At 39.7% G+C, this 11,141-nt stretch carries 12 protein-coding genes and 1 pseudogene; 11 read left to right on the forward strand and 2 right to left on the reverse strand.

Going from position 1 to position 11,141, the window contains the following annotated elements:
- The first annotated feature begins 85 nt into the window (after positions 1-85).
- Positions 86-334 (forward strand): chemotaxis protein CheB, encoded by a 249-nt coding sequence (locus BR06_RS20970; RefSeq protein ID WP_084154241.1) that lies wholly within the window; start codon positions 86-88, stop codon positions 332-334.
- On the opposite strand, the gene argJ is transcribed toward BR06_RS20970, so the two are convergent.
- Positions 263-1,438, reverse strand: a complete 1,176-nt coding sequence (gene argJ, locus BR06_RS0117425) for a bifunctional glutamate N-acetyltransferase/amino-acid acetyltransferase ArgJ (RefSeq protein ID WP_031485379.1) — start codon at positions 1,436-1,438, stop codon at positions 263-265. The two genes, BR06_RS20970 and argJ, sit on opposite strands and share 72 nt — an antisense overlap.
- A 636-nt stretch (positions 1,439-2,074) precedes the next feature.
- Between argJ and BR06_RS0117435 the strand changes: the two genes are divergently transcribed.
- Entirely contained in the window at positions 2,075-2,821 is a 747-nt protein-coding gene (locus tag BR06_RS0117435; RefSeq protein WP_031485381.1) for a substrate-binding periplasmic protein, read from the forward strand.
- A 102-nt stretch (positions 2,822-2,923) separates the two neighbouring features.
- Here BR06_RS0117435 and BR06_RS0117440 read toward each other — a convergent pair whose 3' ends face one another.
- A complete protein-coding gene (locus tag BR06_RS0117440) occupies positions 2,924-3,490 on the reverse strand; it encodes a TetR/AcrR family transcriptional regulator (RefSeq protein ID WP_031485383.1) in 567 nt (188 codons plus the stop codon).
- 722 nt (positions 3,491-4,212) lie between these two features.
- Between BR06_RS0117440 and BR06_RS0117445 the strand changes: the two genes are divergently transcribed.
- The 9 genes and pseudogenes from BR06_RS0117445 to BR06_RS0117485 all read left to right on the forward strand — a co-directional run.
- Complete coding sequence (locus tag BR06_RS0117445; RefSeq protein WP_031485385.1) at positions 4,213-4,863, forward strand: peroxiredoxin-like family protein; 651 nt, start codon at positions 4,213-4,215, stop codon at positions 4,861-4,863.
- Between the two features lie 28 nt (positions 4,864-4,891).
- Positions 4,892-5,233 carry a DsrE family protein gene (locus BR06_RS0117450; protein WP_031485387.1) on the forward strand — a complete coding sequence of 114 codons (342 nt, stop codon included), beginning with the start codon at positions 4,892-4,894 and terminating at the stop codon, positions 5,231-5,233.
- Between the two features lie 12 nt (positions 5,234-5,245).
- Positions 5,246-5,911 (forward strand): DsbA family oxidoreductase, encoded by a 666-nt coding sequence (locus tag BR06_RS0117455; RefSeq protein WP_031485389.1) that lies wholly within the window; start codon positions 5,246-5,248, stop codon positions 5,909-5,911.
- A 474-nt stretch (positions 5,912-6,385) separates the two neighbouring features.
- Positions 6,386-6,934: an RNA polymerase sigma factor gene (locus BR06_RS0117460; RefSeq protein WP_031485391.1), complete on the forward strand. Its 549-nt coding sequence runs from the start codon at positions 6,386-6,388 to the stop codon at positions 6,932-6,934.
- Positions 6,927-7,493, forward strand: a complete 567-nt coding sequence (locus BR06_RS0117465) for a hypothetical protein (RefSeq protein WP_031485393.1) — start codon at positions 6,927-6,929, stop codon at positions 7,491-7,493. The genes BR06_RS0117460 and BR06_RS0117465 overlap by 8 nt, the downstream gene beginning before the upstream one ends.
- Complete coding sequence (locus BR06_RS0117470) at positions 7,483-8,229, forward strand: hypothetical protein (protein ID WP_031485394.1); 747 nt, start codon at positions 7,483-7,485, stop codon at positions 8,227-8,229. Before BR06_RS0117465 ends, BR06_RS0117470 begins: the two co-directional genes overlap by 11 nt.
- Positions 8,230-8,313: 84 nt before the next feature.
- On the forward strand, positions 8,314-9,276 hold the full coding sequence (locus tag BR06_RS0117475) for a tetratricopeptide repeat protein (RefSeq protein WP_031485396.1): 963 nt from the start codon (positions 8,314-8,316) through the stop codon (positions 9,274-9,276).
- A gap of 23 nt (positions 9,277-9,299) precedes the next feature.
- Positions 9,300-10,160: a hypothetical protein gene (locus BR06_RS20640; RefSeq protein ID WP_034603114.1), complete on the forward strand. Its 861-nt coding sequence runs from the start codon at positions 9,300-9,302 to the stop codon at positions 10,158-10,160.
- 370 nt (positions 10,161-10,530) lie between these two features.
- A pseudogene (locus BR06_RS0117485) lies at positions 10,531-11,141 on the forward strand (hypothetical protein); the annotation flags it as partial.

An 11,141-nucleotide genomic window follows, 5' to 3' on the forward strand; every position in this document is an offset into this window, starting at 1 on the left:
TCGGTTGTGGTATTACCTTTGTTATTGTTTAACATTTGGAACCGTCGCCAAAAGGTCGTATGGTTAGTTTACTCTTTTCCCATATATTTTCCATTCACTAGTTGAAGACCGGCAGGTGAATGCAGACGGCGTTGTTTTCGCAGGCATGGGGTCAGACGGAATGTTTGGACTTGGATATATCAAGGAAAAAGGTGGCTTAACTTTCTTTCAAGTTTCGGAATTCTTCGAATGTCTTCAAGTCAACGGTCAAAATAGTCTTCAGCTATGTTGTATATTCTCCGTTGATTCGAACATATTCCGCAGAAAGATCACATCCCCACACGGTTGCTTCTGAAGTGCCGGTTTGCAGACTCACATTTATTTGGACTTCTTCAGTCATGAGACTTTTTTCAAGTTGAGCTAAATCTATATCTGATAATTTTTTTGGATAAACTTCAACTGCTCCAAAGCGAATAATTGTTTTTTGGGGATTGATATCGATCTCGTCTTCACATTTACCTATTGCCATCGCTATACGGCCCCAATTCGGATCGGCTCCATGAACAGCAGTTTTTACTAAAGGAGAATTGACTATCATTTTGGCTACTTTTTTAGCTTGGCGGTAGTCTCGTGCCTGATCAACATGGACTTCTATTAATTTTGTTGCACCTTCGCCATCCCGTGCAATCTGTTTGACTAAATGTTTAGAAATTTTAAGTAAAGCGGCTTCGAAAGATGTCAAGTCTACAGGTCCAGCCAAACCATTTGCAAGTATGGTTGCTGTATCGCTCGTAGAAGTGTCGGTATCAATGCTGACGCAATTAAATGTTTTATCCATTACGTTTCGAAAGATTAAATCCAGATTTTTTTTATCAATGTCTGCATCCGTAAAAAAGAAAGTTAAAAGTGTCGCCATGTTTGGCTCAATCATGCCGACTCCCTTAGCTATGCCAACCACAACAGCATCACCAATTTGTGTTGACGCGTATTTAGCGAATGTGTCTGTCGTCATTATTCCTTTTGCAGCATCGGGGAAATCGCAAAGAGGGGGGATATTGTTAAGTTCTTGTATAGGACTCAATATTTTATCCATTGGGTAAGGACGTCCTATGACTCCTGTAGAGCCGATAAGAATATCTTCATTGCTCAAGGATAAGGCCTTTGAAACTTCATTTAGAATTGTTTGCGCATTTAATTTTCCTTGCTCCCCATTGGCAACATTTGCATTTTTTGAAATTGCAACGATGGCTTGAGCATGACCATTTTTAACATTTTCTCTACTTAAATTTACGCTAGGGCCAGCAAATCTGCTTTGTGTGAAGACACCAGAGGCACAGCATCTAACCTCCGAATGGATACAAACAAAATCCTTTGTCTCATCTTTAATGCCGATATTCAGCACAATAGTCTGAAATCCTTTTGGAATATATTTTAAAGGCTGAGATTCAAAATTAGACATGGCAAACTCCAATTTAATTTGAAATAGAAGTTGAAACGGTTTACAAAAAATTAGGATACTTAAGTTCTTAACTTTTTATGAAGACTAAAGCTAAATAATGGAATAGCTTTAGATATTTAGCGGATATGATTTATAGACCGTTTATTTATAAAGGGCAATATCGAGTATTGCCTTAAATAATTCTAAAATCACCACTTTGTTTTTCTCTGCTTGCTGCAAGCATTCTATGTATTTCTACTATTCCTTAAAGTTTTTTATTCTGTTTTGTTACTGACAAATAATGCACCTTTCCTTGCGGGGGCTTGGGAAAAAACTTTGAATACGGAGCTACCATTGATAAACTCATTGGTGACGCTCTGCTTATGTCTTCAGAAAAGCGGAAGAATCTTTCACAGCGTTTAAATGAAATAGCTTTGTCTCTGAAGGAGTAAGCTAGTGTTGATTTATTTAGGTTTTTTTCTTCCATAAAAAGATAGTAAATGGTTGTTTTATTATATTGGATGTTATAAATATTAAAATTAATATATAATACATAGAATGTTTGAGCTCATAAATCTGCAGAATTGGTGTTGTTGAACTCTATTAGAAATTTCTCGTTATTGATTTAACTCTGATGATCTTTTCGAGGCATAAAATATGAAATACATTGCAATATGGCTTGTTACAGCTATTTTAATTTTAGCTCCGTCTTTTGCGAATAGCAGTGCTGCAAAGTCTTACCGTGTAATGCGCTATACCGAATCTTTCCCTCCCTACTATTTCGGAGATGGTAGCTCTCAGAAGGGTATTGTTCGAGATATTTTTGATGCTCTTGCGAAAGAAACTGGAGACACATTTGAATTTATCAGTCTTCCCTACAAACGCGCTCTTTATCAATTTGATACAGGTAAAATTGACATAGAACCTATGTCTAATCCTGCTTGGAGGAAGTCTTCATCTGTTCAAGGTGTTTACACTACTCCTTTTGCCGTATCTGAACAGATTATTTTATACGATGTGAAGCATTACTTACCGGTCAGTTTACCGGAAGATCTATTAGGCAAGACAGTGGGAACTGTTACGGGCTATACATATCCAGTATACGGGCCGTATTTTGCTGATGGTCGCATAAATGCTCATCAACTTAAAAACGAAAATAAACTCATTCAGATGTTACTTGCCGGGCGTTTGCAGCAGTCTATCATGAATAAAGATTTTGCCTTGTATAAAATTAAAACTGAGCATCTTAAAGATCAGCTGATTATCAGTAAACCGTGTAATGTGGTGGATATGATGATTCGTTTTCATCCAAGTAAGAAAGAAGCAATTCCCAAGTATAATGAAGCTATTCATAAGCTTTTAAAAGATGGTACTATCAAAAAAATATATGATAATTATCGTTAAGATTTAAGTATTATAAATGAGCGATGTGCTGACTGGTTAAGATTTCGATATATTTCTTTTATATGTATTGAACGCTTTATAAAAACTGAACATTTTAAATTTTTAACCCGGCCAAGGCAGCCAAGACAATCCTTCACGCACTCCTTGCCGCATGGTTTCAATAGAATCTCTGCGGTAGCCGTAAACCCTGATTCCGAAATGGTGCAGCATAATACTGGCTGCCCGCCTTCTGGCAACTGCTTCACTATATTCTTTTTCAAGGTAGCTGCGGTAAAGGGCTTCCACCTCATTCAGTTTGGCAAGAGCAAAATCATAAAGATCATTTTGCTTAGACCCGAATTCGAGCTGCGTTTTGACCAAAAAACAGCTACAGTAATCCCCATTCGCAGATTCCTGAATAAGGTTTTCAAGACGTGTACATATTCCTTCGCCTACACTTCTGGCGTTATCCATCGTTGCACGTATGCTGCTTAGTCCCATCCGAGCGTAGTTTTCCAAAGACTCTTTGTACAAGGCTTCCTTGTTTCCAAAAGAGAGGTAGATTGAACCGGGCTTGAGACCGGTAGCCTTGACCACCTGCTGCATGGAAGCGGCATTAAAACCTTTTTCCCAAAAAAGATGCATTGACTTATCTATGACTTCAGCTCTGTCAAATTGTGCTCTTGCCATATCTTTCCTCGTCTTTTAGTGAAATTATTTGTGAGATTAGTTATTCCCTCTCACCTTGAGTAACCATTCAAAATTGATTTGACTAGTGTTTTGCCTTATTTTTTTTAAGGATAATTCAAGAGAGAGTGGTGCTACGTCCTTTTTACCTGTGCTTTTGTGCTGAGCTAAATTTATCAGGAGCGCTAAATTATGAATAAAAGTGTAAGGATTAACTTATAGATACCGTGTGGCCTTCAGTTGCTTGATAGAAGGCTATACTTTTTTATTGTTGCCGGAATTACTTTATTTTCATTGTAATTCACAATGGAGAGCAAGTTCAAGAGAAACAACAGCGCAATTGGTTTAACTTCTGCCCGAATTGGATCTGCTTGAAAGCACATTACTTAAAACCATAAGAGATTAAGTTGGTGGATTGTAAACAATTTATATCTCGTTAATACAAGTGTTTAAATCATTTTGAATTAACATTCAAAATGTTGTTGACAATTATTGGTCCGCTATCTATTTTGAATGCATGTTCAAAATGGGGTGCTTGTAGATGCCCAATTAAATATAATCACTAGCAATTTAGAAATACGAAAAAGAAATAAGAACCTATTAAAACGGACTAAAAAGAATACTAGAGCTTTGCAGAAAACGTGATCATGGCTGAATTATCAATATATTTTTTACTTATCACTTTAGCGATCATTCAAATAAAAACAATTAAACAGGAGAATATTATGTCCCTTACTAATGAATTGGCAGAACTGAAGGCCCAAGCCCTGAGCATGATTCCAGAAGAAGCAAAAGAAATTATTTTTGCAGATATGGATAAACTAGCCAAATTCGGTCTTGTAGAAGGTGCGCCAAAAGAAGGTGAAAATCTCAAGAATTTCGTACTGCCCAACCAGAATGGAGAAAGTAGAAGTCTTGCTACACTTAGGGAAAACGGCCCAGTGGTGATAACCTTCTACCGTGGCGGATGGTGCCCTTACTGTAACCTCGAGCTACGTGCATATCAGCAAATTCTTTCGCAGATTAAAGCTACCGGGGCAACACTCATTGCAATTACGCCAGAACTTCCAGACGAATCCATGTCCACCATGGAGAAGAACGAACTAGGCTTTGAAGTGCTTACTGACGTGAACTCTCAGTACGGAAAAGATATCGGCATTGTCTTCACCATCTCCGAAGAACTACGCCCTATCTACGCAAGCTTCGGAATTGAACTTGAAAAACATAATGGAGAAGGGCAGTTCGATGTGCCGCTGCCAGCAACATTTGTAATTAATACCGACGGTTCCATTGTTTGCGCTTTTGCATCTGTGGATTACACACAGCGTGCCGACCCGGCTGACGTATTGAAGGTTCTTGTTTCGCTCAATAAATAATAGATTTCAACTTTAGATAGGAATCAAAATGAACAATGACAAATTGAATATACTATGGACTAATGCTGATCCCGTTGCTGCTGAACTTATGCTTATGATGTACTCTACTTATGCTATGAAAAGGAACTGGTGGAAAGAAGTTCGTATTATCATATGGGGATCAACTGCTAAACTTGCTGCGGAGGATGTTCATATTCAAAAACTGATTGCCGAGGCTCAGGAAGCGGGTGTAGAATTCAGTGCTTGTGAGGCCTGTGCAAATCATCTTGGAGTTAAAGAAACCATCCGAAATCTTGGAATCGAAATCAAGTTTTGGGGTGAGCCTTTGACTGAAATCATCAAGAGCAAGGAACATCTAATCACTGTTTAAAAGGAATATCTCATGGCTGAAAAAATTAAAATTAATATTGTTTCGGACGTTACTTGTCCTTGGTGCATCATTGGTTATAAGCGATTGGCAAACGCCATCTCAGAAATGGGAATTGAAGACCGAATTGTAATTGAGTGGGAACCGTTTGAAATTAATCCTAATATGATTCCCGACGGCGAAGAGTTGCATGAACATATGCATAATAAATACGGCACAACAAAAAGTGACAGCATCCAGACGTTTGCGAACATGACCAGCCATGGAGCAGATGTCGGATTCACCTTTGATTTCTTTGAAGGAATGCGCACTGTGAACACGCGTAATGCGCATATTCTTCTTGAATACGCAAAGGATCAAGGCAAACAGGTCGAGCTGAAACTACAATTGTTTGATGCCTTTTTCAGTAACCGTAAAGATGTATCCAACCAGGATGTACTGGCTCAGATTCTTGAAGAAGTTGGCCTCAATGTTGAGGACGCATTACAGAGATTAAGCAATACTGACGCTCTCAAAAAACTACAAACCCGTGAAAGCCACTGGCTAAGTCTTGGCGTAAATTCAGTCCCGACGATGTTTTTTAATGAAAATACTGCCCTTAGCGGTGCGCGTTCTGTTGATACATACAAGCAGGTGTTGACTGATTTGATTGAACAGAAAGGGGTGCGAGCCCTTTTCTAAGACAACGGTCTAAAACAATATAAAACTAGTGATCGCATATTAAAAAAAGTAATGATTACTTCATAATGTGACGACTCAAAAAGAAGGCGAGCACGTCGAAGAACAGACAGCCTGACAATTGTAAATCCATCAAAACGATAATCGTTGGAAACACAAAAAAACAAAGCCTCGCTTTCAATTGGAAGCGAGGCTTTTGATATGTGGTCTAGAAGAAATATGAAGACGGGGATATTGAAATGGTGGTGTAATATTACGGGATGGTGGATTTTTATTTTGTGTGGAAATTGGGGGGGGCTCGTGTGTCTGTTTAAATTTAATTTGTTGCGAAAATTAATATTCGCATGTTGGGCCGATATTGTGTCCAATATTATTAGGAAAAATTAACTTTTAGAAATAATGTGACCAATCATTTTTCATTAGCGTCTATAGATATAGACAGTATATTTCTTAAATTAAAAGGAAGTGTCATAATACATGAGCATTGAGAGTGAAATGTCTGTGGTGAAAAAAGTCTTGAACGGTGACGTTCAAGTTTTTGAAATTCTTGTGCTCAAATATCAATCTCCAATTTATAATCTGATGTTTAGACTCTTCCGCGATGAAAATGAAGCAGAGGATATTGCGCAAGAGGCTTTTCTAAAGGCTTTTAAAAAACTGAATAAATTCCATGGTGGGCGTTTTTTTTCATGGCTCTATGTTCTCAGTCTGAATGTCGCCCGTGACCGTTTACGTAGTAATAAAAAAAGTGATGATCTTTTTTATATCCCGGAAAATATAGCCGACTACCCCGATATGAATAATGAAATTACGGAAATGGAAAAAATGAGAGATGCAGGAAAACTGTATGCACTCATCGAAACTCTCCCTTTAGGCTACAGCGAACCTCTTCTCTTGCGATTCAGAGAGGATCTGTCCCTCAAAGAAGTGGCGGAACTAACAGGATTAAGCCTGAGTGGAACCAAGATGCGCATTCACAGGGGGCTTGCGATGCTCAGGAAAAGACTGGAGGAACTAAATGACTAATAAGAACGAAAAGTTGAATGCAGAAGACTTGAAGCTTGCAGCTGAACTAAAGAAAATGGAAGTAAGGAAAGTCCCATACGCATTTTCCCGGTCAGTTATGGATTCGGTGCATAAAGCTAATAAGCCGTTGTGGAAAATAGTTATTTGTTGGCTAAATTCCCCCTTCAATCTGCGGCTGACACCGTTAAGAATGGCTTTGGGGACGGCTTTGCTTGTGATGGTTTTCTTTTTAGTTCCTAAAGTGGATACGGGACACATGGTTGAAGATCATTCTGTTCCCGTGCGCTTTGAATTTGCATCACATTCAGACTCAATAAAGCATGTTTCAGTTATGGGCTCTTTTAACGGCTGGTCAACCGAATCTTCCCGTATGCGTTATGATAATGGAAGAGGAATCTGGGTATATGAAACCAGTTTGCCGCCCGGTGATCATGAGTATGTTTTTCTTGTCAATGGAGTAGAAGTTGTTCCTGATCCACAAGCTGATTTTTCGAGAAAAGATGATTTTGGAAGTGTTAATTCAATAAAGTTTGTGAGAAGTGGCGAATATGAAATATAACAACCTCTCATTTGCTTGCTTGCTGCTAGTGCTGTTTTGTTTTGCTTTTCCTCACATTTCTCATGCGGTCGGGCTTGAAGATGCAGTTGAGCGCGTTTCTGTTTGTACCGATGGAGAGAAATCCGTCAATAGGCTCCTTGCCGCTGTTCTGGATTCAAGAATCAGTGCAGAAGAAGCCGAGTCTATACTTGGTGTTATGATTGATGTTTGTGAACGGGGATATCCTGCGGACATATTTTTCGGAAAACTGGATGAGGGGATGGGTAAACGAGTTCGCGGCCCTCTAATACTGGCTGCCTTGCAGCGCATGCATGGCAACTTTTTGTTTATTCGTACGGTTGTTTCGGCAAATGGTGAAACAGCATTACAACCTCTTGTAATTACCGGAACCGTTGCTGCTAACGAAGGATTGTCCACTGAATTTATAAAATATTGCATCGAAAAATATGAAATGATTCTTGGTCCGGAAACTCTCGGCACGGCTTTTTCTATGGCCGGAGAATTGGCCCGAATCGATTTTGATCCGCAACTGATAGAAAAAATAGTCAATGCCGGACTTGATAGCGGCTCTCTGAACGGTAGCTGGAAAAATATTTCAAGAGTCGCTGTTGTTGTTAGGTTAAAAGGTGTCTCCGATTCTTATTTTTGCACTTCAGTTATTGAAGTTCTTAAGCAAGAAGGGTCACTAGCTGACCTGATGGTTAAAATGGGTTTCACTGAAAGAAATAGAAAATAAACAAATTAATGTGACCTATAAGCAGATCTGAACGTATATTATAATGAGTGCTCATTATAGCAAAATCATTAATGGAGACGTTAAATGAAATCAGTCAAGATTGTTGCAACAGCCTTAACCTTAGTAACTATGCTGTGTTCATGTACCAGCTATATGACAGGCTCCTACTATTTGAAAAACAGACAATATGACAGTTGTATAGATGAAATGAAGAAATCTTTCGGGGAAGATTCTCAAGATGCCGATGCAGCTTACTTCCTGGGCAGGTGCTATTTGGCTGACGGAAAAGCTCAAAAATCACTTCCTACATTTAAGACGGCTGTTCAGCTTGAGCCGGATAATGCGGAATACAACTTTTGGTTAGGAATTAATCATTGGGCTCTGGCGGATTTTGAAAGTGAATTCAAGTCTTATAGTAAGGTCATTGAAATTGAACCTGATCATATCTCAGCAACACTTTATCTTGGCCACAGTTATTTTGATCAATCCAAATGGAACGAAGCTGTATCCTGTTATGATAAGGTAATTAAAAAAGATCCATATAACCCGGAAGCTCTTTTTAACAGAGCTGAAGCGAAGTGGCAGCTTGGCGAACGCAAGGAGCTGACAGAGGAATGGAAAAAATATCTGGAATATTATCCTGATGGAGTCAGGGGGATGCGTGCAGTTCTTCGTCTAAATGCACTGGGGGATTTCTCCTATCGCAATTACCTTCTGGGACAGCGAGTTCTGACATTAAAAACTCCTGAGTTCAAAAAAGGTAAAGCCGATATAAGTTATAAATCCATGGGGTCCACATCCGTAATTGCCGCGATCATGGATAATAATAAGGATCTCAAAATCAATGTAATATCCTTTGTGAAAGGAGATAAGAAACTGGCTAATATGAGGAGCATTGAAATACGTCGCCAGATTCAGGCGGTGCATGCCAATATAGATTCAAATCGCATCCTTCTAAGCTGGTTTGATACTCCTGATAAAGTAGAGACCTCCGAAGGTTTAAAATTAATAGATGAAACTGTGTTGTTTATAACAGAAGTAAAATAATCTTCCTCTAAGGAGAATTGAAAATGAGAGTTATAAAATATTACTTTATGGTCGCTTTCTTAAGTTCCCTGCTATTGTCTGCAACAGCAGTCCGTGCTCAAGATACTGAAATTACGGATTCTATTGAAACAGTAGAAACAATAAGTACGGAAACTACTGAAACACAGGAAGCTGCTGATGAAACCGTAGAAACGGATACCATCGAATCTAGGTTCACTAGCCCCTCACAGCTTGAAAAAGCAGACATGCTGGCTGCAGCCGCAGCAGGGGCAAGCGCCGAAGATTTGTCTCAGGTAGAAGCTGACTTAAGCGCCGCGCAGGCTGCCTATGACAGCGCAGTAGAACTCGGTGAAACCGACGCCATAGCCGAAGCAGAAGAAGCTTTGACTGCTGCAAAAGAAACTGCTGATGCTGCAGCGGCCTCGGCTGCTGGAATTACTTCAGCGGATATTGCCGACATGCGTGATGCGGGAATGGGATGGGGTGAAATAGTTCACGAATTAGGTGTGCATCCTTCTGTTCTTGGTCTGGGACAGACTAATAGATATGGTGCTGTTAATACTGTGCGAAGTAAAAATGAACTGGCGACTGATGTGGCATACAGTCTTACTTCCCGCAATCTAGAAACAGGAACAGCCAGTACTCCCGGTGCACAGGGGAATGGAAATAGCAAGAGCCTTGGACTAAGCCGTGCATCTTTTTCTGCGAAAAGCGGTTCTGCCGATTCTCCGGGTAACGGGAATGGAAATGGTGCCGGTGGTGGTGGAAATGGAAATAGCGCTGGTGGCAACGCTGGCGGGAGCGGTGGCAGTAGTGGCAACGGTGGTGGCGGCGGAGGCGGGAGCGGCAATGGTGGAGGAAATGGCAACGGTGGTGGTAAATAACATCACCCACCAACCGATCAAAATAGGATACAAAAAGCCTACCCTTAATGATACGGTATTTATCTAATTTTGATTTGGAATGAAGCTTGGCATCTAGATCGGTAACTATACCAAAGTAACTCCCATTCTCTATTTCATCTATAATTTTTAAAACAGGCGTTTACTATGCTTGTGGTAATTCTTTTTCCTCAATGCAACCAATTATTGAGAGTTAATTGTATATAATAAAACATTTAAGTCGTTAATTAAGAAATAAAAGTTGTGGTGCAATATAATGCTATGTAATATATTATTAAAAAGAGTCATCTTTAAAATAATATAAATAGATTTTCAGAGTGAATCGTGGGCATAATTTACTCAGGAGTTAGCCATGGCAGATGAAACAGAAAACAATAAGGAACAGCAGGAATTAGACGAACTTACTGTTTTGCAGGAAACTGAAAATCGTGATCTTTCGGCGGAAGAACAAGCTGGCATTGAAGATGTTGAAAGAGTAATTCCTGAACAGTCTGATATGGCCGGAACTGTCTTGGCCGATAGCGGAATTGAAAAAGATGCTTTTGCTACCGAAATACCAGTAGATGACTCCCAACCCAGCGATATAGAAGCTGAAACTCGTGATCAGAGAGGATATACTCCGAGAGTAAGTGATGACCTTGCCTCCGCACAGGAAGATCGCGAGATATTTCAAGAGGTAGAATTTGAAGACATATCACCAGTTGCCGATGGTGAGGATATAAGATTAGTCTCACCTAGCCATGAACAAGGCGAGGGTGGCTCTGAAGTTGATGATTTAAATGTTTCTGTAAGTGACTCTATTGAATCTGATACCACTGATTCTGTGCAAAATGAGCCAGAAATAGCTCCCGCACCTGAGCCTGTTGATGATATTTCTGAACCTATTGTTGAGCCCGAGCCAACTCCCGAACCTGATCCTGTTGATGATATTACTGAACCTATTGTTGAGCCCGAGCCAACCCC

Source organism: Maridesulfovibrio frigidus DSM 17176 (genome assembly GCF_000711735.1).
Taxonomy (GTDB): Bacteria; Desulfobacterota; Desulfovibrionia; order Desulfovibrionales; family Desulfovibrionaceae; genus Maridesulfovibrio; species Maridesulfovibrio frigidus.

Coding starts and splice junctions, on each gene's coding strand:
- argJ (WP_031485379.1), bottom strand. CDS start 1,438: ATGTCTAATTTTGAATCTCAGCCTTTAAAATATATTCCAAAAGGATTT.
- BR06_RS0117435 (WP_031485381.1), top strand. CDS start 2,075: ATGAAATACATTGCAATATGGCTTGTTACAGCTATTTTAATTTTAGCT.
- BR06_RS0117440 (WP_031485383.1), bottom strand. CDS start 3,490: ATGGCAAGAGCACAATTTGACAGAGCTGAAGTCATAGATAAGTCAATG.
- BR06_RS0117445 (WP_031485385.1), top strand. CDS start 4,213: ATGTCCCTTACTAATGAATTGGCAGAACTGAAGGCCCAAGCCCTGAGC.
- BR06_RS0117450 (WP_031485387.1), top strand. CDS start 4,892: ATGAACAATGACAAATTGAATATACTATGGACTAATGCTGATCCCGTT.
- BR06_RS0117455 (WP_031485389.1), top strand. CDS start 5,246: ATGGCTGAAAAAATTAAAATTAATATTGTTTCGGACGTTACTTGTCCT.
- BR06_RS0117460 (WP_031485391.1), top strand. CDS start 6,386: ATGAGCATTGAGAGTGAAATGTCTGTGGTGAAAAAAGTCTTGAACGGT.
- BR06_RS0117465 (WP_031485393.1), top strand. CDS start 6,927: ATGACTAATAAGAACGAAAAGTTGAATGCAGAAGACTTGAAGCTTGCA.
- BR06_RS0117470 (WP_031485394.1), top strand. CDS start 7,483: ATGAAATATAACAACCTCTCATTTGCTTGCTTGCTGCTAGTGCTGTTT.
- BR06_RS0117475 (WP_031485396.1), top strand. CDS start 8,314: ATGAAATCAGTCAAGATTGTTGCAACAGCCTTAACCTTAGTAACTATG.
- BR06_RS20640 (WP_034603114.1), top strand. CDS start 9,300: ATGAGAGTTATAAAATATTACTTTATGGTCGCTTTCTTAAGTTCCCTG.